Here is a 20,892-nt window from a genome sequence, read left to right as displayed (position 1 = left end):
GTCTTATGCTGCTTCTGAGCGGCCCCTGCTGCGATCAAAAATAGGTAATGGCATCCAGACGATCTGTGCGATCCAGATGCGGCACATTGTTGAAACCGGCCAGGCGAACCACCTTACGGTTGAAGAACCCGTGAGCCACGCTGGTATTGCGAATTTGCAGGTTCAGCTCCACCACTGTTTCGTCGGCGGCTTGCAGTACCTGTTTCATGAACATGGCCATGGCACCACCGGAACTGACAATCACGACCCTGTCCCGCTCACTGTAGTGCGACTGAATATGTGCCCTTGCGGCAGCGACCCGGTCGGCAAACATCTGCCAGGTTTCCGGCAGGTCACCGGTCAGTGAGTCATCGCGCCAGTGGGTCATGGCTGTTTTCAGCGCCTTGTAGAAGGCCGCCGCTGACGCCCCTTCCGGCGGCGCCTGATCGGGGTGCTGAGCCAGGTAGGCATCGACAATGGAGTGGAAATCGAATTCGTTCAGGCCCGGCTGAATATCCACGGGCAACTGCACTCCAAGCCCCTCGCAAATCCCGGCACCGGTTTCCTGATGCCGAACCAGATCGCCAGTAATCAGTGCATCAAAGCCCATATCACGCTCGGCAAAGTACTCCCCCAGCCAACGGGCCTGTTGGTGCCCCAGCGGGGAAAGCTGATCGTAGTTATCGCTACCGAACGACGCTTGTCCGTGACGAACAAGGTAAAACTGGGCCATGCCGGTCTCCTTGGGCAAATTCAGGCAGAGACCCAGCCTAGAGGAGCCAGCATAGTTAGTGAAATTGATATTTTGAATCCCGACCAATAAGTCTCATGCATATGCAGTGATGTTTTATTTGGAACACTATTTCGTTATTTTGATTGTCTCTCGAATGTTATGACCACGGATTAAACCGGAGGCCCAATGGCAACCCCCCCACAGGAAATGGAACAGCAGATCGGTCTGGAAAGCCGCCACGTCACCGCTCAGCTACAGGACGGGGTCTTGCACCTGACTCTGGACCGTGCCGACAAGCTCAATGCCCTGACCAAGGCCATGTATGAGGATCTGACCCGGGCGGTAGAGCATGCCGCCGGCAATACGGCGGTGCGCGCCCTGCTGTTTAGCGGCAAGGGCCGCGCCTGGTGCGCGGGGAACGACATCGGTGATTTCCTCAATGCCGATCCCTCCAGCCGTGAGGGGGGCAAACTCAGCCCGGCCATGATCCTTGTCCATGCCCTCATGGCCCTGGACAAACCCACTGTGGTGGCCGTGCATGGCAATGCCACCGGTATTGGCACGACCCTGCTGATGCATTGTGATCTGGTCATCGCCGCCGATAACGCGCGCTTCAAAACCGCCTTTATCGACCTGGGCCTGGTACCTGAGGCTTCTTCAAGTCTGCTGCTCCCCATGCTGATCGGTCGCCAGAACGCGGCCCGCCTGCTAATGGCAGGCGATACCCTGAGCGCCGAAGACGCCGAACGCTGCGGACTGATTGCCTACCGCACCCAGCCCGATGCCCTGGAAGCCGACGCCATGGCACTGGCCCAAAAACTGGCCAGCAAATCTCCCACCGCCATGGCCATGACCAAACAACTCATGCGCCACGGTCACGATGCCCTCAAGGCCCAGATCGAAAAAGAAAGCGTGATGTTTGCAGACAGGATGTTCAGCGAGGAAACGCGGGCGATCTTTGCGGGATTTTTGAAAGGCAGTGAACAGTGAACAGTGAACAGTGAACAGTGAACAGTGAACAGTGAACAGTGAACAGTGAACAGTGAACAGTGAACAGTGAACAGTGAACAGTGAACAGTGAACAAGGCTGCCCGACCGACACACCCTGTCAAGCTTTATTAGGCTTTTTGTTTTTGTGTAAAGGCATGAGGCCGCGTCCAAATTCTGGGCGCGGCCTCATGCCTTTCAGATCACGTAACGCGCAACCGCGCCGCTGTTAACTGTTCACTATTCCCTGTTAACTGCCTTTAATGATTCCCCGCAACGCCACGCCCACCACTTCGTCCACCAACGCCTGGATCTCTTCTTCGGTTTCGCCATCGCGAGGGTGATACCAGTTAATCACCGAGTTCATGGCGCCAAACACTGGCTTGATGGACACCCGTGGGCGCAAGGCACACATGGTGCCTTCGGCCATACCTTCTTCAAGGACAGTCATAAACAGGGCTTCGCAGCGATTGCGGCGTTCCTGGAGCCTGGTGAGCTGGCTGCGCTGGTCTTCGGTAGTGCTGTTGCGCAGCACCATTTGCACCGCCTCGGACACCGCCCGCTGATAGGGCTGGGTCTCGATCAGGGTACGCACATAGCGACGCGCCATTTCCGTGAAACGTTGCGGCGCAGGCAAGGACTGCTCGGCCACCGGTTCCACCTCGGCGAACAGCGCGTCCATGGCGCGATGGTGAATCTCGAAAAACAGCTCTGCCTTGGAACCAAAGTAGTGATAGACCATGCCCTTGGTGGCCGATAGTCGGCGGGCAATATCATCAATACTGGTTGCGTTGAAGCCTCGCTCCATAAAACACAAGGCCGCCGCGTCCAGAATGGCATTACGGGGTTCACAGGCCAGTGCTTCGCTTTGATCCGCCATGGGTCCTCGGTCCTCTGTATTCGCTAGCAGGCTGTTGAACAGCCTGCTTGTGGGCCGCCAGCATCCCGGCCGGGCCCCGGTTGTTTTCTTGAATTTTGGCACAGCCGCCACCCACCACCATTGACCTTGACGCGCCCGGTGTCGGAAATCTCGCCCTTCACGCCGCTTTTCACCCTTTACGGTCATTTACGCCGCCCTGCATACTGCCGTTTTCAAAATATAATTCTGAAATTATGCGTTTGTGCCATGTCACAAGCACAATCAGGGAGAGCACAATGAGCAGAGAGACAGTCCGGATCGAGGACCTGCAAACCCGAATCGGTGAAAGCCTGGGTCAATCCACCTGGCGCACCGTGGATCAGCGGCGCATCGATGGCTTTGCCGATCTGACGGAAGATCCGCAATGGATTCACACCGATCCCGCGCGCGCGGCAAAGGAAAGCCCCTTTGGCGCCACCATTGCCCACGGGTTTCTCTCCCTGTCACTGCTGTCGGCCATGGCCATGGATGTTCTCCCCGCCATTGAGGGCCAGGTCATGGGCATCAACTACGGTTTCGACAAAGTGCGCTTCATGAACCCGGTCCGCGAGGGCAGCAAGGTGCGTGGCCAGTTCACCCTGATGGAAGTGAAACGTCGCTCAGATAACGAGTGGCAACTGCGCCATGGTGTGCAGGTGGAAATTGAAGGCCAGGAAAAACCTGCTCTGATCGCCGAATGGTTGAGTCTGGTGATCGTACCGGCATAACCGCACACCTGTAGGAGAGCCTGTCAGGCCGCAGAATACGAAGCAGGTTTTTATCACAGAGGTCACAGGGTGCATCGAGAAAAGCCTTTCTCAGCCTCTGTGACGAATTTGATCTGGCGCCCCATTCGCGTCTCACGTGTCGCGCCTGCCTTTAGTGACGGCCAGCGGCATAAACCCTTGGAGAAGCAAGCATGACCATTCGATTTGATAACCAGGTGGCGATCGTCACCGGTGCCGGAAACGGCCTGGGGAAATCCCACGCACTGGAACTGGCCCGTCTGGGCGCGAAGGTGGTGGTCAACGATTTTGGTGGCGCCCGTGACGGCAGTGGCGGTTCCAGCGAAGCGGCGGAAAAAGTCGTGGCAGAGATTCAGGCGGCCGGCGGTGAAGCCATTGCCAACGGCGCCGACGTGTCCAGCCCCGAGCAGGTGGAGGCCATGGTCAAGGAGGCAATGGACACCTGGGGACGGGTCGATGTGCTGATCAACAATGCCGGGATTTTGCGCGACAAGAGCTTTGCCAAAATGACCCAGGACGACTGGGACAAAGTAGTGGCCGTACATCTTACCGGCTCTGAAATTTGCTCCCGGGCGGTATGGCCGATCATGCGCGAACAAGGCTATGGTCGCATCGTCATGACCACCTCCACATCAGGGCTCTATGGCAACTTTGGCCAGGCCAACTACGGCGCCGCCAAAATGGCAGTGGCCGGACTGATGAATACGCTTTGCCTGGAAGGCGAGAAATACGACATCAAGATCAACTGCATTGCACCCACTGCCGCTACCCGCATGACCGAGGATCTGATGCCCCCGGAAGTGCTGGCCATGCTGGAACCCAAAGCAATCACTCCGGCCGTGCTGTTCCTGTGCAGCCAGCAGGCCCCCACCCATCGCATCGTTCTGGCTGGGGCCGGTTGCTATGCCATGGTTCGCCTGATGGAAAGCGAAGGCGTCTACCTGGATGAAAACGAACGCAACGTGGATGGCGTAGCCGCCCACTTCGAACGCATTGGCAACATGGACAACGCCCGGGAAATTCTCGCTGGCGGCGACCACGTCACCAAGATCCTGACCAAGGCCGCCCACGCCAAGGGCATCAAGGGAGTCTCTGAGTAACTCCTTGCATGCTCAGTCTTTCAGGCTGGCTCACAATCTAGGCGCGCTTTTGAAGGTGTATGCCCATCCATCGCAAAAGCGCAACAATGAGTGTGGGCCAGCCTGGAAGACCCGAAGGGCGCGGCCTGAAGCGCACATCTGCTGCGCCTTGCCTCTAGGAAAGGGAACCACCCTTACCGTCGAGACAAGACACAACAGCTGCACGCTTCAGGCCACGCTGAGCACGCAAGGGGTTACCCAGAGACTCCCATTAAACTGATTGGAGAGGCATCATGAGAGAAGCCGTTATCGTATCCACCGCTCGCACCCCCATTGGCAAGGCCTACCGGGGCGCGTTCAACGACACTCAAGCCCAGGCATTGGGTGGCCATGCCATCAAGCACGCTGTCGAGCGCGCCGGCATTGATCCGGAAACCATTCAGGACGTGATCATGGGCGCCGCCCTGCAACAAGGCAGCACCGGCGGCAACGTGGCTCGCCAATGCGCCCTGCGTGCGGGCCTGCCCACCAGCGTGTCCGGGATGAGCATGGACCGCCAGTGCGCCTCCGGTCTGATGGCCATCGCCACCGCCGCCAAGGAAATCATCGTCGACAACATGGACGTGGCCGTGGCCGGCGGCCTGGAATCCATTTCCCTGGTCCAGAACGACAAGATGAATACCTTCCGTGCCGGCGACCCCTGGCTCAAACAGCACCGTCCGGACATCTATATGTCCATGCTGGAAACCGCCGAGATCGTGGCTGACCGCTACAAGGTATCCCGCGACGCCCAGGATGAGTACGCCTACCAATCACAGATGCGCACCGCCGCGGCCCAGCAGGCCGGCAAGTTCGATGATGAAATCGTCCCCATGACCAGCATCATGAAAGTGATGAACAAGGAGACAAAGGAAATTTCCGATGTGGAAGTGACCCTGGATAAGGACGAAGGCAACCGCCCGCAGACCACTCTGGAAGGCCTGCAAAGCCTGCAGCCTGTGTTCAAGGGCGGCCAGCAGGTTCAGGAAGGCGGCTTTATCACTGCCGGTAACGCCTCCCAGCTGTCGGACGGTGCCAGTGCCTGTGTCCTGATGGAAGCGAGCGAAGCCGAGCGTCTCGGTCTGCAACCCCTTGGCGCCTACCGCGGCATGGCGGTGGCCGGGTGTGACCCCGATGAAATGGGCATCGGTCCTGTCTTCGCGGTGCCGAAACTGCTCAAACGGTTTGGTCTTACCGTGGACGATATCGGCCTGTGGGAGCTGAACGAAGCCTTTGCCAGCCAGTGCCTGTACAGCCGCGACCGTCTTGGTATCGACCCCGAAAAATACAACGTCAACGGCGGCGCCATTTCCATTGGTCACCCCTATGGCATGTCTGGGGCACGGATGACCGGCCACGCCCTGATCGAAGGCAAGCGTCGTGGCGTGAAGTACGTAGTCGTCACCATGTGCATCGGCGGTGGCATGGGCGCTGCTGGCCTGTTTGAAGTGTTCTAATTCATTCCTTTCCGCCTGATCCGGAAAGACTTCCCCTTCGGGGCGCCGCCTGGCGCCCCTTTTTTTGGTTCTTAGCAGATTGGAGGAAAAACCCCGATTACCTCCTCCCTGCTTGCCGCAGGAGCGTCGCTGGCGGCGCGATTTTGGGCGTTGGGGAACGCGCCACCAGCGGCGCCCCTACAGATAGTCTTTGTTGTGTGCCATTGCAGGCTCTTGCATGGCATTTCGCGTGCAAACCGCCCCCACAGGCAACCCATAAATGTGGCTTGCCAGGGAAACCACACAGAAAGCATTAACGACACCAGGGAAACACGGTGGGGCCCAAAATCACAAACACGTTTTTTAAAAAAAACCGGCTAAACCCGCAAAAATGTCACAAAAATGGAATCACCTTCCATCTGTCACCCAGAGTAACGAACATCATTCGAAAATATACATATATCGATTAATAGTATATTTCTCTGTCGCAATCGGATCGAAACCTGGTTCAAACGTCCTATTTTTTCTCCATAGCAGGGTGACATGACCCCCCTCAAAGTCACCGTATTGGTCTCTCGTCGTATTGACCACATACCAGTCAGTATGTATGAATTGATCACGACAGATCATTTTTTCGGAATTGTGATCCATAAAAATGAAACTGCCAGTTTCATCACCCGCAGGGACCCTCCCGCAATGCCCAGGCATTACCGGGAGGTCGGGTGAAGCAAGACGTGCGCTACAACACTTTTAAAACAAAAACGGACAGTCTGCCCGGGATCATCACCGGGCAGTGGGAGAGCAAAATAATGCGAAGCAAAGCAATCGCTGTTGGCTACAGCAGTGCCCTTGCGCTGGGCCTGTTGACTGCCTCAGCGCCGGCCTTGGCCGGCGGTGAAATCAAATTCAGCGACGATTTCAGTGCCAAGTGGAACCTCAAGGCCTCGGTCGGTGCCACCGCAAGAATGGAGTCTGCCAGCAAGGACAACCTGTTTGCCGGCGACACTCCTGGCGGCACCGCAGGATCCGCAGTATCTGACGACGGCAATCTGAATTATCAGGCTGGAGACATCGTCTCCTCCGTGGCCAAGGCCGTGGGCGATGTGAATCTGCAATTCCGCAATTTCGGCCTGTTTGCCCGTGCCAAGACCTGGTACGACTACACCCAGAAGGAAAAAGACGTACCGCATGGTAACTATCCAAACGGCTTTATTCCTGATGAACCGCTCAGTGATGACGGTTTCCACCGTAACTCAAAATTTCAGGGTGCAACCTTCCAGGAAGTCTATGTCCACGGCAAATTCGAGCTGAAGGGTCAGCCGCTGAAAATCGCCGCAGGACGCCAACTGTTGCTCTGGGGTCGTAGCCTCTACTCCCGTGGCTCTCTGGGCTCAATCAACGCCATCGACCTGGCCGCGCTGCATCGCCCAGGCGCGGAATACACAGAGTTCCTGACCCCCTCTGGCATGCTGACCCTGGACTACAAGTTCACCGACAACCTGAGCATGAAGTCTTTCTACCAGTATGAATGGCGCCCAGCGAATCTGGATGGCTGTGGCACCTTCTTTTCAACTTTGGACAATACCGCTCTGGGTTGTGATGCCACCTTTTCCAGCTCGGTGATCCTGCCCAATCAGGACGCCTATAACGCCGGGGTCTATATTCCCCGTGTTGACGAAAACGAGCCCGAAGACGGCGGCCAGTTTGGCTTGAAGTTTGACTATGCCTTCCCCGAAGCCAAGGCCAAGGTAGGCACCTATTTCCTGAACTATCACAGCCGTCTTCCCTACTACTCGGTGACCAAGGAGAGCAGCGCGTTACCCCAGGGCATTACACCGGGCAACGATGTGGCTTATTTCTATGAGTACCCGGAAGATATTCAGGTCTTTGGCCTGACCGCCGACAAGACCTTCGAAGGGGTGGGCAACCTTGCGTTAAACCTCAGTTACCTGCCGGACATGCCGATCCAGATCAACACCCCGGATCTGACAACCTCCCGGGTACTGGAAGCGAACGGCGTACCGGCCTCTGCCGTGCAGGGCGCCGGCTATTCCATCCCGCAGGGCACCATTGATTACGTCTACGACTCCGGCAGCCAGGTCCATGGGTACCAGGAGTTCGACATTCAGCGTGCCGAGCTGGCCTTCACCACTGTGATCCCGCAAGTGCTTGGCGCACAGAAGACCATTGTCTCCATGCAAGTCGGTTCCGAGTACATTCCGGACCTGCCGGACCAGGAAGAGATGCGCTTCCGTCGTCACACCAACTACGGCGTGGGTGATCTGGATGATGATGGCTATGTCACGGATTTCAGCTGGGGCTACCAGCTGACCCTCAAATCGACTTACGCCAATGCCATTGGTGCCATGACACTGACGCCGGCTGTCACCCTCAAGCATGGTGTAGAAGGCTTTTCCAGCGACGATGCCATGCAGGAAGACTCGCGCAGCCTCGGGGTCAGCCTGGGCATGGCCTACAAGAAGCTGACGGCAGACCTGTCGTACACCACCTACAACGACGCCAGCTACAGTGTTGTTGAAGACCGTGACTACCTGTCCTTCAGCACCGCCTACAACTTCTGAAACGGATAGCGACCTGTCGGCGGGCGCCGGCAGGTCTACGAGGATGAGACTATGAAACAACTGAAGATTGCTCTTACTGCCGTGCTTGCTGTCGTACTGTCAGCCTGCCTCAGCGGCTACCACGATACCAAAGTGATCAATTCCGACACGGGCACCCAGGCTACCCCGAAAGGGCCTTACCAATCCCTTGTGGTGGGCGTTCTGGTCGATCATGAACTGCGCGGCCACCTGGAAGATGCCATCGTTGCCCGCTTCGCCGAAATGGGTGTCAAAGCTACAGCGGCCTACACCGTCTTTGGGGACAAGGGCGTTGAAGGCAAAAGCCTGGATTACCTGGCAAAACGCATGAAGGAAAACGGCTTTGACAGCGCTCTGGCCATTCATCTTGAAGACCAGACCTCCAAGACGGTTGAAGTCAAAGGCGATCCCGGTGTCAGCGTTCCGGCCAGTGCCGGCATGACCATGACCCCCCAGGTTTACAGCCCGGACTTCTTTGTAAACGAGGATATCTATACTGCCCGGCTCGAGCTCTGGGACGTAGACCAGAAGGCCATTGTCTGGACCGGACGCACCGTGAGCTTCAACACCGGCGGTTTCAAAGGACTGGAGAAAGGTGCCTCACACTACGCCAAGACCATCACCGATGCCATTTCGGAGGCCGGCATTTACCCGTAAAACAGCAACTCCATTGTCTCCACCTTCCAGGCCCACTTCGGTGGGCTTTTTTTTGGCTCTAAGTGGATAAGCCCGCCTCTTCGCAGGAGCGTGCGGTGAGCCATTCCCTCAAATCCTCGTTCGACGAAAAGGGTTCTTCGCAGATTTGAGGGAAACTTGCGAGGTCTAGTTGGGCATCTGACGTCTACACGGGGCAAACAACCACGACGAAACCACCCGAAACGTGACAACTAGCGACCGCAGCCCTTCATCTGCTGCTCATAACGGTTGGCCATCTGCGCGGTGCGCTGGGCGGCACCTTTCATCCATTTATTGTTCTTCCAGGTACCACGGGCATAGCCTCCGTGGCCGGCATAATAATTGAGATACAGACTGTAGGTGTCGTTGCGGGGCACGCCATTCTTCTTGTAGCTCTGGTAGTGATACCAGCCCACAAACTGGATAGCGTCCTTGAAATCATCACGGTCGGCACCACGACGCCCCGTTTCCTGTTTGTACCAGTCCCAGGTGCTGTCCAGCGCCTGGGGGTAGCCATAGGCCGTCGACGGACGTTTCCAGGGGATGAAACCCAGCAGCTTGGTTCGCGGCGGTTTGGCCTTGGCGTTGAAACCGGATTCCTTGTAGATGGTCGCCATCAGCACCGGTACCGGTACGCCGTATTCCTTTTCGGTGTTCCTGGCGTACTTGTACCAGTTGTTAAACCAGCCCCCCCGTTGATCGAACACCGCACACACATTGTCTGTGTTAGTGGGCGTGCCGGCACAGCCACTCAAGACCAATGCCATCAGCAACAGGGTCAGCCAGTGTTTCATAATGCTCCCGGGTCGATACCGTGCTCGTTGAACAAGGACAGTAGCGCGGCCTCGTCACACACCTCAACCCCCAGCGCCTCGGCCTTGGCCAGTTTGGAGCCCGCCGAGGCACCTGCGGCGACCATGGACGTGTTCTTCGACACCGAGCCGGCCACTTTTGCCCCCAGCTGCTGCAGCCCTTTCTTGGCCTGATCCCGGGTAAAGGCTTCCAGCGTGCCGGTCAACACCCAGGTCTGGCCATCCAGTGGGCGGCTCTCCGCCTGGGCCGGTGCCCGTGCCTGCAGTTCGCTGGCCATGGCTTCGGCATCTTCCAGCCGTGCCTGCCACTGGTTCTCCGCCAGCGCCTTGCGCAGTTGCAGCATGACACCAGAGCGCACGCCCTTGGGTTCTGCTCCCGCGCCTTCCGCCGCCCCTGCCACCAGCCCGGCCACGGTGGTGTAATGGCTGGCCAGGGTTTCCAGCGACTTGTCACCAATGCCTTCCAGATCCATGCCCAGGCGCTTGGCAGATTTCAGCAGGTGTGCCAGCGTCAGGGAGGCAGTAAAGGCTGCCGAGGGTTGGCCATCGGATTGGGGCGACACCCCTGCCGACAGCAGTCCATCGATCACCGCTTCGTTGTCAGCTTCGGCAAAGAAAGCGCCAATGGCCTTGGCCACTTCCATGCCCACATCGGGCACCGCCAGCAGCAACAACGGCGGCGCCCGGCGAATGGTTTGCAGATCACCGAAGCAATCGGCCAGGTTCTTGGCCGTTTCCTCGCCAATCTGCAGGATGCCCAGGGAAAACAGGAAGCGCCCCAGACTCACTGTCTTCGAGACCTCGAGGGCAGCAATCAGGTTCTCGGCGGACTTGTCGCCCATCCTTTCCAGCCCGGCCACTTGCTCGGACTTGAGACGGTACAGGTCGGCCACCGTGGCAATCAGTTCCTGATCCACCAGGGCGTCCACCAGCTTGTCGCCCAACCCATCAATATCCATGGCTCGCCGCGACGCGAAATGCTTGATCGCCTCGCGTTGCTGGGCACCACAGATCAAACCGCCGGTACAGCGAGCCACCACTTCGCCATCGCCGCGGAGAATATCGCTGCCACAAACCGGACAATGGCCGGGCAAGGTGATGATTTGAGCCTCCGCCGGGCGCCGCTCAGGGATAGGGCGAACCACTTTGGGAATCACGTCCCCGGCCCGGTACACCACCACGGTATCGCCGATACGAATATCCAGCCGCTGGATCTCATCCATATTGTGCAGGGTGGCATTACTGACCGTGACGCCCCCCACCGACACCGGCTCCAACCGCGCCACCGGCGTCAACGCGCCAGTACGACCGACCTGCCAGTCGACGCCGTTGAGCGTGGTCAGCTCTTCCTGAGCCGGGAATTTGTGGGCGGTGGCCCAGCGCGGCGCGCGGCTGACAAAGCCCAGATCCCGCTGCCAATCAAAGCGGTCCACCTTGTACACCACACCATCGATGTCGTAATCGAGCCGATCACGCTTGTCGAGAATTCCATGATAAAAGGTCAGCAACTGGTCCACGCCCTGGCAGACCCGCACTTCCGGGTTCACCCGCAGGCCCCAGTCACGCAGCATATCGAGCATGCCGGAGTGGGTGGCCGGCTCATCCACGCCTTCCAGCTGCGCCATGGAATAGGCATAGAATTCCAGCGGACGATCGGCAGTGATGCGAGAATCCAGCTGACGCAGACTCCCTGCCGCCGCATTACGCGGGTTGGCGAAGACCTTCTGCCCGGCGGCTTCCTGGCGCTCATTTAATTTGGCAAAGCCGGCATGGGGCATCACCACCTCGCCGCGCACTTCCAGCCGCTCAGGCAGTTTCTCTCCACGCAACGTCAGTGGCACTGAACGAATAGTGCGCGCATTGGTAGTAATGTTCTCGCCGGTCTGACCGTCACCACGGGTGGCGGCTCGCACCAGTTCACCGTTTTCATAGAGCAGGGAAATGGCCAGACCATCCAGCTTGGGTTCGGCGACATAAGCCACCTCGCCATCAACATCCAGGCGTTCACGTACCCGCTGATCAAACGCCCGCAGTTCGTCGTCGTCAAACACATTGTCGAGGCTGAGCATGGGCACTTCATGCTGAACCTGATCAAAGGCATCCAGCGGCACATCACCCACCCGCTGGGTCGGCGAATCCCCCGTTATCAGTTCCGGATGTGCGTCTTCCAACGCCTTCAATTCACGATACAGGCGGTCATATTCCGCATCCGGCACCGCCGGATCGTCGAGAACGTAGTAACGGTAGGACCAGTCGTTGAGCTGGTCGCGAAGGGATTGGGCTTGTTGGGAAAGGTCGTTGTTATTGGGCACGTTAAAGGCAGTGAACAGTTAATAGTGAATAGTTAACAGCGATTCGCCCGTAGGGCAGAAATCGGCGACGGCCGATCTTCGCCAAAAAAACGGCGGAGATTGCCAATAGCAATTTCCGCCCTACGGTTTTGATTTTACTCATAGCTGACAGCTCGTAGCTCACAGCGGCTGTTACGCGCTCGGCACCCGCTGGCGACGCTCGAATTCCTGCACCTTCTGACGCAGGTGTTCCATCATCTGCGGGGTCAGCACGCTGTGTTGTTCGTCCTTCAGTTCGCCGTCCAGTTCCGTGGCCAGGCGTTGGCAGATGGACAACATGCGATCCAGCGAACCGATGGCATCGGTCGGGCCTGGCAGCTTCATGAAAAAGGTAACCCCGGCAAAGGTTTTTTCTTCCATGGTATCCAGGTCGAAGGTACCCGGCTCCACCGCATTGGCCATGGAAAACTGCAATTGATCACGGCCATCCACACTGACATGGCGATGGAAGATATTCATCTGACCATAGCGCAGACCGGACTCCAGCAACATCCGCAGCAACTCACCGCCGTCAAAGGGCGCGCCACGACGGGCAATCAGGTGCACCACGATCACTTCCAGCACGGGCTGGGGTTCACGGGGGGCCTCGGGCTTGCGTGCTGCCGGCTTCTGGGCCTTCGGCGCCGGAGCCGGTTCAGGTTCCGGGGTGGGCTCTGGCACGGGCTCAGGCTCAGGGGCGGCCTCGTAGGCCGGCTCCTGCACAACCTCGGGCTCTGCCGGTTCATCGCCGGCGAACAGGCTTTGCTGCTCGGCGGCACGGGCCTCGCTAACCGCTTCATCCGGTTCCATGACCGTGGGCGGGGTTGCTTCCTGCTCGGCCGTGTCCTGCGGAAAAATACTGTCCTGCTTGATAGCCTCACGCACAACCCGGGCAGTACCTATCACCTCCGGGTTATAACCGTCCTGCTCTTCCTCCTGCGCATCCCGGTAACGGGGGTCGATACGCATGCGCAACCGGCCATGCCGCTCACGAATCATGCGCCGCACGCCGTCGGCGAGAATCAGCAGAATCAGAATTACCAGAATGCCAATCAGTGTTTCCAGGTTCAGGCCCATTGCCTCGTCTTCCTTGCTTACGCTGATTATGTCGCCCGAAGGCGACACGTATTCCTCACATGGCTGCCATTTCGGCAGCTTCTTCCACATCCACCGATACCAGACGGGAGACCCCAGGCTCGTGCATGGTCACCCCCATCAGGGTAGCAGCCATCTCCATCGCAATCTTGTTGTGTGTGATGTAGATGAATTGGACTTTTGCAGACATTTCCGACACCAGGTTACAGAAACGGCCCACGTTGGCGTCATCCAGCGGGGCATCTACCTCATCCAGCAGACAGAACGGTGCCGGGTTGAGCTGGAAGATACTGAACACCAGTGACAATGCGGTGAGCGCCTTCTCACCACCGGACAACAGGTGAATCGTGCTGTTCCGCTTGCCGGGCGGCCGCGCCATGATCGCCACCCCGGTATCCAGCAGGTCTTCGCCGGTCAGTTCCAGGTAGGCATGGCCGCCGCCGAATACCTTCGGGAACAGCTCCTGCAAGCCGCGGTTGATCCGGTCGAAGTACTCCTTGAAGCGCGCCCGGGTTTCGCGGTCGATCTTGCGAATGGCGTTTTCCAGGGTCTTGAGGGCGTCTTCCAGATCGTCATTCTGGCTGTCCAGGTAGTTCTTGCGCTCAGACTGCTGCTGATACTCATCAATGGCCGCCAGGTTAATCTGGCCCAAACGGGAAATGCGCTGCCCGATCAGGTCCATCTCCTGCGCCCACTCCTGTTCGTTGGCTTCCTCGGGCAGGTTGTCGAGAATCGTCTTCAGGTCGAAGTTCTGCTCGGACAGCTGCTCCGCCACCGTCTGGCGACGGGTGCTCAGATCCTGCCACTGCATGCGCTTCTGGTCCATGGTGCTGCGGATTTCCTGGGCCTGGCGCTCGTACTGCCCACGCTGGCCTTCCAGATTGCGCATCTCGTGGTCCACGGTTTCCAGCTCACGGCGGGCTTCGGTGAGCTTGTGCTCTGCCTCCAGGCGCACTGCCAGCTTTTCTTCCAGCTGTTGCTGCAGCTCGGCGCCCGGGTCGTCGCCCTCCCGGGTCTGCTCTTCCAGCAGGGCCTTGCGCTCGGCCATGGCCTGCACCTGCGCTTCCAGGCGAGACAGGTTCTGGCGCAGGGAATCGGCCTGAGTCTTGGCCCCCTGCACTTCCATAGCGACCTGGTGGGATTGATCCCGGTCATGACGGGCCTTCTGGCGGGCCTCGTCGAGCTTCAGACGCAGTTCGTCACGGCGTGACAACAGCGCTTCGCGCTGGCCACTGTCCGCCTCCATGGCGTCCAGCGCTTCCGCCAGCACCGCCCGGCCCTCTTTCATCTGTTCCTGTTCCTGCTCGAGCTGCTCGTTGGCTTCGTCCATTTCCTTGCCAAGGCGCTCACGGCGCATGGTGATCTGCTCCAGACGCACCTGACGGGCACTGACCTGGGCATTGATCTCGCCCAGATCGCGGTTCAGGCGCGCCGCCTGGCGCTGAACGTCCTCACGCTCTTCCTCCAGCTCACCGATTTGCTCACGGGTGCTTTCCAGCTGCTCCTTGAGCTCATCCACGGTGACCTGCAGGGTCTCAATCTGGTCTTCCAGGCTTTCCAGTTCGCGGCGTCGCTCCAGAATGCCGGCTTCCTGGTCTTCCTCTTTGGCCACTTTCAGCCAGTCCGGCCCGAGCCAGATACCGTCACGGGTCACCACCGACTCGTGCGCCGCCAGCTGCCCGCGCAGGGTCAGGGCTGCATCCAGGTTATCGGCCACATACACCCCGGCCAGCAGCCCTTCCGGGACCTGACCGTCAACCTTGTCACGGAGCAAGTCGCCCGCACTGCCCTCGCCTTTGACACCGGCTGGGCTCACCAACGCAAGACGACCATGATCCAGATCGCCCAGCCAATCGCTGACCTGATCCAGCCCGTTGACCGCCACGGCCTGCAGGGCGTCGCCAAGCACCGCTTCGAGGGCCTTCTCCCAACCTTCCGCCACCTGGACCTGATCTGCCAACCGCGGCTCGGCGTCGAGCTCGTGGCGATTGAGCCAGTCACTGACCGCTCCGTCATCGCCCATGGCCGCTTTCTGCAAGGCTTCCAGCGAGGTGCGACGGCCTTTCAGCGCCTGCAGCTTCTCGCGGGCCTCTTCCAGCTGGCGGCCCCGATCGCCGTTTTCGCGGCGCATCTGGTTAATCTCTTCCTGCAGGCTCTCACTGCGCAGCTCGCTTTCCTCGGTCTGGGCACGGAACTGCTCCACCTGCTCTTCCAGCTGACGCATTTCCTGCGCCAGCGGGCCGGCGTCCAGAGACTCCTGCTCTTTCTTGAGCCGCTCAATGCGGTCCTGCAGGCGCTCCTGGGATTTCTCCAGATGCTGGATGCGGGACTGTTCTACCTCGGCCTGCCGGCGCGATTCGCCAGATTTGCCGTTGAATTCTTCCCATGCCTGCTGCCAGTTCTGCATGGCCTCTTCGGCCAGCGCCAGCGCCTCACTGGAGACCTCCTGCTGCTCGCTGATCATTTCCAGCTCGGGCTCACGCTCGGCCAGAATGGCATCCAGCTCGGCCACTTTTTCCGTGTCCATCGTCAGGTGCTCGTCGGACTCCCGGAAGCTGGCATTGATCTGATCCAGCTCTTCATAGAGCTGCTGCTTGCGCTCGCGCTGGTTCTGGATGTTCTGCTCCAGCCGCGCCACCTCGGCACCCAGGGCGTAGAAGTGCTGCTGCACTTCGTTAAACCGCTCCTGCACCTCGTGGTGCTGCTCTCGGAGCCGCTCCACCTCGGCATCCACATGGCGCTGCTCCGCCACCTTGGCTTCGATGGAGACGTCCAGCTCGCCAATCACATGGTCAAGCTGCTGCACCTGGGTATCCAGGCCTTTCCAGCGCAATGCCTTGAGCTGAGCGCCCTTGAGACGCTCTTCTTCCTTGTATTGCTTGTACTTTTCCGCCGCACTGGCCTGACGGCTCAAGCGCTCCAGCTGGCGCTCCAGTTCTTCGCGGATGTCGGTCAGGCGCTCCAGGTTCTCGCGAGTACGGCGGATGCGGTTTTCCGTCTCACGACGACGCGCCTTGTACTTGGAGATCCCGGCGGCTTCTTCGATGTAAACCCGCAGCTCTTCCGGTTTCGCCTCGATCAGGCGGGAAATCATGCCCTGCTCGATAATCGCGTAACTGCGCGGCCCCAGGCCCGTACCCAAGAAGATATCGGCAATGTCCTTGCGACGGCATTTGGTGCCATTCAGGAAATAATTGGATTGGCCATCCCGGGTCACCTGGCGCTTGACGGAAATCTCGTTGAACTTGCCGTATTCACCGGTGACGGTGGCATCGGAGTTATCGAAGATCAGCTCGATAGAGGCCTGGGCCACCGGTTTGCGGGCGTTGGAGCCGTTGAAAATCACGTCGGCCATGGACTCGCCGCGCAAGTGCTTGGCGGAGGATTCCCCCATCACCCAGCGAACCGCATCAATGATATTGGACTTCCCACACCCGTTGGGCCCCACCACAGCGGTGAGATTTTCCGGGAAATTGGTGGTGGTAGGGTCCACAAAGGACTTGAACCCGGCCAGTTTTATGGATTTCAGTCGCATAGTGTCTGCTTAACTCGGGCCAGCAGGCCAAATAATGGGCGAAAATCTGTGTTTCGCCGCCCCCTTAAGCCGTAACGGCGCACCGTGGGCATAACAGGCTGTTGAAAAGCCCCTTGCATGCTCAGCGTGGCCTGAAGGGTGCAGCTGTTGTGTTTTGTCGCGACGGACATGGTCGTTCCCTTTCCTAGCGGCAAAGCGCAGCAGATGCGCCCTTCAGGCCGCGCCCTACGGGTCTTCCAGGCTGGCCCGCACTCGTTGTTGCGCTTTCTTGATGGATGGACATACACCTTCAAAAGCGCGCCTAGATTGCGAACCAGCCTGAAAGACTGAGTACGCAACGGGCTTTTTAACAGCCTGTCAAAAGGGCTAAGTCTAGCGACAACCGGCAGTGAATTCATCAGGCGAGATACCGATAAAGACCGCTACACGCCTTACTCAGCACACTGCATGCCCAAGGTCGGTCAGCTTTTACCGAATTTGATGATTGAGCAGCGGCCAGGCCTAGCAGTGATTCCACCGAAAAGCTGATGCTTCGCCAATCGCGGTCGAACGACCGCTCCCACAGGAAAGGATGGTGCCTTTCCTGGCAGCTTGCCGCTTTCCCCCACCCTGTGCAGCAGGGGACGCGACAGGTACCATTTCCACAACCTGTCTTTTCCTCGCAGCCGACAGCTCCAAGCTCGCAGCTGCTCTTACCCAAGGATTGCCTGTGTCCCAGATTGCCGACGCCATCAGCTACCTCAAACGCAGCCTGCAGCTGGCCCGCACCCGGGAACTGCGGCCGTATGTCATTGTGCCGCTGATTTTCAACATCCTGGTGTTCGGTGGCCTGTATTGGGCCAGCGGCAGCTGGATTGCCGGCTGGATCACCGCCAGCACCGCCGACTGGGCCCTCACCGGCACCTGGAGCTTCCTGAACGGTGCCATCGACTTCATCCTCGATGCCGCCATCATCCTGGTGTGGATCCTGTTATTGGCGCTGTTCGCCAGCATCTTCTCCATCGGCGTGCAGCTGATCGCGGCACCGTTCATGGGGTTCCTGGCGGAAAAAGTGGATTTCCAGGTGACCGGTCACCCCATGCCGGAAGAATCCATCCCCGCCATGATCGTGCGGACCTTCAAGCGCGAACTGCGCAAAACCTGGTACTGGCTGTGGCGTGCCCTGCTGGTTCTGCTGGTGGTCGGGGTCATTTACTTCATCCCGGTCATCAACGTGTTCGCCTCCGCCATCTGGTTCCTGTGGTCCGGCTGGCTGCTGGGCATGCAGTACATCGATTTCGGCGCCGATAACCGCCAGGTCCCCTTCGAGGTAATGCTCGAGCGACTGAAAACCCGACGTTGGCTGGTACTCACCTTCGGCGCCGTGGTCATGGCGCTTACCATGATCCCGCTGGTTAACCTGTTCATCATGCCGGTGGCGGTAATTGCGGGGACGCTGATTTGGGTGGAGCAGCTGAGTGAACAAGGAACAGTTAACAGTTAACAGCGGCGCGAGCCGCGTTTGTTTTTGTCTTCAAGCAATGAGGCCGCGCCCAACCCATGGGCGCGGCCTCATGGTTCCAGGAACCTAAAAAGCTTAACGCGCACTGTTCACTGTTAACTATTCACTGTTAACTGCTCTCTAGCGCATAAAACCTAACTCACGCAGCTGATGAATCTGATCCCTTGTCGCCGCCGCATCTTCGAATTCCAGGTTCTTGGCGTGCGCCATCATCTTCGCTTCCAGCTTTTCGATTTCCTTGGCCAGCTGAGCGGGTGACATGGACTCGTAGGGTGAGGTTGGCTCGGCCACTTTCTTCTGCGGGCCCTTGCCCGCCTTGCGGTCAAACTGGCTGCCGCCACTGTCGTCCATGATGTCACGGACTTTCTTGTTGAGGGCCTGCGGGGTGATGCCATTCGCCTTGTTAAAGGCTTCCTGCTTCTCCCGGCGACGGTTGGTTTCGTCGATGGCCCGCTCCATGGAGCCGGTCATCTTGTCGGCATAAAGAATGGCGCGTCCCTTCACATTCCGCGCAGCACGGCCAATCGTCTGGATCAGCGAGCGCTCGGCCCGCAGGAAACCTTCCTTGTCGGCATCCAGAATCGCCACCAGCGCAACTTCCGGCATATCCAGGCCTTCTCGCAACAGGTTGATCCCCACCAACACGTCGAACTTGCCCAGCCGCAGGTCACGGATAATTTCTACCCGCTCCACGGTATCAATGTCGGAGTGCAGATAACGCACACTGATCCCATGCTCGCCCAGGTACTCGGTCAGGTCCTCTGCCATGCGCTTGGTGAGCGTGGTCACCAACACCCGCTCGCCCTTCTCGATGGCCTCTTTGGCCTCCCCCAGCAAGTCGTCCACCTGGGTGGTAGCCGGGCGAATCTCGATTTGTGGGTCCACCAGGCCGGTGGGGCGCACCACCTGTTCCACCACCTGGCCCGCGTACTTCTCCTCATAGGGGCCAGGGGTCGCCGACACAAACACCATCTGGGGGGCCAGCTGCTCCCACTCCTCGAATTTCAACGGACGGTTATCCATGGCGGAAGGCAGCCGGAAGCCGAAGTTGACCAGCGTTTCCTTTCGGGAGCGGTCACCTTTATACATGGCTCCCAACTGCGGGATGGTCACATGGGACTCGTCCGCAATCAGCAGCGCATTCTCGGGCAGATAATCGAACAGGGTCGGCGGCGCTTCGCCAGGGGCGCGACCGGAAAACAAACGGGAATAGTTTTCCACCCCGTTGCAGTAACCCAGTTCCTGCAGCATTTCGATATCGAACCGGGTGCGCTGCTCCAGTCGCTGGGCTTCCACCAGCTTGTTTTGCTCTTTCAATTCCTTGAGCCGCTCATCCAGCTCTTCCTTGATCATGTCCACCGCTTTCAACACCACCTCCCGTGGGGTGACGTAGTGGCTCTTGGGGTACACCGTGATGCGACTGACCCGCTTGATCACCTCGCCGGTGAGCGGATCGAAAATGCTGATGGACTCCACCTCATCGTCGAACAACTCGATGCGCACCGCTTCCTTTTCTTCTTCCGCCGGAAAGATATCGATCACATCGCCGCGCACTCGATACGTGGCCCGGCGAAAATCCATTTCGTTGCGGGTGTACTGCAGCTCCGCCAGACGGCGCAGCAGATCACGCTGATCGATGCTGTCGCCACGCACCAGGTGCAATACCATCGCGTGGTAGCTGGCCGGATCACCCAGACCATAAATGGCTGATACCGTGGCCACGATGATGGTGTCCTGTCGCTCCAGAATCGCCTTGGTGGCCGACAGGCGCATCTGCTCAATCTGCTCGTTCACCGACGCATCTTTCTCGATAAAGGTATCGGAGCTCGGCACATAGGCTTCCGGCTGGTAGTAATCGTAGTACGAGACGAAATACTCCACTGCGTTTTCCGGGAAGAACTCCTTGAACTCCCCGTACAACTGCGCCGCCAGCGTCTTGTTGGGTGCCATGATGATCGTCGGCCGCCCGGTCTGCTGGATCACATTGGCCATGGTGAACGTCTTGCCCGACCCGGTTACCCCCAGCAGGGTCTGATGCCCCAAACCATCGTTGATCCCCTCGATCAGCTGGGCAATCGCAGTGGGCTGATCACCCGCAGGCTGGTAATCGGAATGGAGCTTGAACAGGCTTTCAGACATGAGGGCTTCCTGATGGCCGCCGCCCGGAGGGCAGCAAAATCACAGTGGCAAAATCGGCACCTAGTGTAGCAGAGCTGGCATGGCAAAGGCGTGATGACAGCAACCCCTCTGCGGGGGCGGCGGCACCTCGAGGATTCTGATGAGCCAGTCAATCGCGGTCGAACGACCGCCCCCACAGAAAACACCTCCTGCCCGACGTGGGAGCGGTCGTTCGACCGCGAAGCCTCCCCGCCCCCACAGGAAATACGGGACATTAGCTACCAAGTCCGGTAAAATGCACGCCCCTTTCTACGTCCGACGCTGCGTCA

14 protein-coding genes are annotated in these 20,892 nt (G+C 58.8%); 7 read left to right on the top strand and 7 right to left on the bottom strand.

The genetic code is table 11. The features are described from left to right. Positions 1–34 precede the first annotated feature (34 nt). A complete protein-coding gene (locus D4A39_RS12145; protein ID WP_022986119.1) occupies positions 35–712 on the bottom strand; it encodes a histidine phosphatase family protein in 678 nt (225 codons plus the stop codon). 186 nt (positions 713–898) lie between these two features. Between D4A39_RS12145 and D4A39_RS12140 the strand changes: the two genes are divergently transcribed. Next, positions 899–1,702 carry an enoyl-CoA hydratase/isomerase family protein gene (locus tag D4A39_RS12140; protein WP_233552474.1) on the top strand — a complete coding sequence of 268 codons (804 nt, stop codon included), beginning with the start codon at positions 899–901 and terminating at the stop codon, positions 1,700–1,702. Between the two features lie 247 nt (positions 1,703–1,949). Here D4A39_RS12140 and D4A39_RS12135 read toward each other — a convergent pair whose 3' ends face one another. Beyond that, entirely contained in the window at positions 1,950–2,579 is a 630-nt protein-coding gene (locus tag D4A39_RS12135; RefSeq protein WP_022985018.1) for a TetR/AcrR family transcriptional regulator, read from the bottom strand. A 275-nt stretch (positions 2,580–2,854) separates the two neighbouring features. On the opposite strand from D4A39_RS12135, the gene D4A39_RS12130 reads away from it, so the two are divergent. From D4A39_RS12130 to D4A39_RS12110, 5 genes are all read left to right on the top strand, one after another. Continuing rightward, on the top strand, positions 2,855–3,325 hold the full coding sequence (locus tag D4A39_RS12130; protein WP_119918208.1) for a MaoC family dehydratase: 471 nt from the start codon (positions 2,855–2,857) through the stop codon (positions 3,323–3,325). A 191-nt stretch (positions 3,326–3,516) separates the two neighbouring features. Continuing rightward, on the top strand, positions 3,517–4,443 hold the full coding sequence (locus D4A39_RS12125; RefSeq protein WP_119918207.1) for an SDR family oxidoreductase: 927 nt from the start codon (positions 3,517–3,519) through the stop codon (positions 4,441–4,443). Between the two features lie 272 nt (positions 4,444–4,715). Next, positions 4,716–5,918, top strand: coding sequence for an acetyl-CoA C-acyltransferase (locus tag D4A39_RS12120; protein ID WP_022985021.1), 1,203 nt, complete (start codon positions 4,716–4,718; stop codon positions 5,916–5,918). 788 nt (positions 5,919–6,706) lie between these two features. Continuing rightward, positions 6,707–8,479 carry a DUF1302 domain-containing protein gene (locus tag D4A39_RS12115; protein ID WP_199699460.1) on the top strand — a complete coding sequence of 591 codons (1,773 nt, stop codon included), beginning with the start codon at positions 6,707–6,709 and terminating at the stop codon, positions 8,477–8,479. A 51-nt stretch (positions 8,480–8,530) separates the two neighbouring features. Beyond that, positions 8,531–9,154 carry a hypothetical protein gene (locus tag D4A39_RS12110; protein ID WP_022985023.1) on the top strand — a complete coding sequence of 208 codons (624 nt, stop codon included), beginning with the start codon at positions 8,531–8,533 and terminating at the stop codon, positions 9,152–9,154. Between the two features lie 230 nt (positions 9,155–9,384). Here the strand turns inward: D4A39_RS12110 and D4A39_RS12105 are convergent, their stop codons facing one another. From D4A39_RS12105 to smc, 4 genes are all read right to left on the bottom strand, one after another. After that, the gene (locus tag D4A39_RS12105) at positions 9,385–9,966 is read right to left on the bottom strand and encodes a transglycosylase SLT domain-containing protein (protein WP_022985025.1); all 582 of its coding nucleotides are present in this window, start codon (positions 9,964–9,966) and stop codon (positions 9,385–9,387) included. Then, entirely contained in the window at positions 9,963–12,296 is a 2,334-nt protein-coding gene (gene ligA / locus D4A39_RS12100) for an NAD-dependent DNA ligase LigA (protein ID WP_119918206.1), read from the bottom strand. The genes D4A39_RS12105 and ligA overlap by 4 nt, the downstream gene beginning before the upstream one ends. A 171-nt stretch (positions 12,297–12,467) precedes the next feature. Beyond that, positions 12,468–13,391, bottom strand: a complete 924-nt coding sequence (zipA, locus tag D4A39_RS12095) for a cell division protein ZipA (RefSeq protein WP_022985027.1) — start codon at positions 13,389–13,391, stop codon at positions 12,468–12,470. 55 nt (positions 13,392–13,446) lie between these two features. Further along, on the bottom strand, positions 13,447–16,944 hold the full coding sequence (gene smc, locus D4A39_RS12090) for a chromosome segregation protein SMC (protein WP_119918205.1): 3,498 nt from the start codon (positions 16,942–16,944) through the stop codon (positions 13,447–13,449). A gap of 709 nt (positions 16,945–17,653) precedes the next feature. On the opposite strand from smc, the gene cysZ reads away from it, so the two are divergent. Further along, complete coding sequence (gene cysZ / locus D4A39_RS12085; protein ID WP_022985029.1) at positions 17,654–18,427, top strand: sulfate transporter CysZ; 774 nt, start codon at positions 17,654–17,656, stop codon at positions 18,425–18,427. Between the two features lie 138 nt (positions 18,428–18,565). On the opposite strand, the gene uvrB is transcribed toward cysZ, so the two are convergent. Further along, positions 18,566–20,584 (bottom strand): excinuclease ABC subunit UvrB, encoded by a 2,019-nt coding sequence (uvrB, locus tag D4A39_RS12080; RefSeq protein ID WP_119918204.1) that lies wholly within the window; start codon positions 20,582–20,584, stop codon positions 18,566–18,568. Between the last annotated feature and the right edge of the window lie 308 nt (positions 20,585–20,892).

The sequence above is a fragment of the Alcanivorax profundi genome (assembly GCF_003597125.1).
GTDB classification, from domain to species: Bacteria; Pseudomonadota; Gammaproteobacteria; order Pseudomonadales; family Alcanivoracaceae; genus Alcanivorax; species Alcanivorax profundi.
This window is presented reverse-complemented; position numbering and strand designations above follow the sequence as displayed.

Excerpts from the sequence above, each read along its gene's own strand:
- D4A39_RS12145 (WP_022986119.1), bottom strand. The coding sequence starts at position 712 with ATGGCCCAGTTTTACCTTGTTCGTCACGGACAAGCGTCGTTCGGTAGC.
- D4A39_RS12140 (WP_233552474.1), top strand. The coding sequence starts at position 899 with ATGGCAACCCCCCCACAGGAAATGGAACAGCAGATCGGTCTGGAAAGC.
- D4A39_RS12135 (WP_022985018.1), bottom strand. The coding sequence starts at position 2,579 with ATGGCGGATCAAAGCGAAGCACTGGCCTGTGAACCCCGTAATGCCATT.
- D4A39_RS12130 (WP_119918208.1), top strand. The coding sequence starts at position 2,855 with ATGAGCAGAGAGACAGTCCGGATCGAGGACCTGCAAACCCGAATCGGT.
- D4A39_RS12125 (WP_119918207.1), top strand. The coding sequence starts at position 3,517 with ATGACCATTCGATTTGATAACCAGGTGGCGATCGTCACCGGTGCCGGA.
- D4A39_RS12120 (WP_022985021.1), top strand. The coding sequence starts at position 4,716 with ATGAGAGAAGCCGTTATCGTATCCACCGCTCGCACCCCCATTGGCAAG.
- D4A39_RS12115 (WP_199699460.1), top strand. The coding sequence starts at position 6,707 with ATGCGAAGCAAAGCAATCGCTGTTGGCTACAGCAGTGCCCTTGCGCTG.
- D4A39_RS12110 (WP_022985023.1), top strand. The coding sequence starts at position 8,531 with ATGAAACAACTGAAGATTGCTCTTACTGCCGTGCTTGCTGTCGTACTG.
- D4A39_RS12105 (WP_022985025.1), bottom strand. The coding sequence starts at position 9,966 with ATGAAACACTGGCTGACCCTGTTGCTGATGGCATTGGTCTTGAGTGGC.
- zipA (WP_022985027.1), bottom strand. The coding sequence starts at position 13,391 with ATGGGCCTGAACCTGGAAACACTGATTGGCATTCTGGTAATTCTGATT.
- smc (WP_119918205.1), bottom strand. The coding sequence starts at position 16,944 with ATGCGACTGAAATCCATAAAACTGGCCGGGTTCAAGTCCTTTGTGGAC.
- uvrB (WP_119918204.1), bottom strand. The coding sequence starts at position 20,584 with ATGTCTGAAAGCCTGTTCAAGCTCCATTCCGATTACCAGCCTGCGGGT.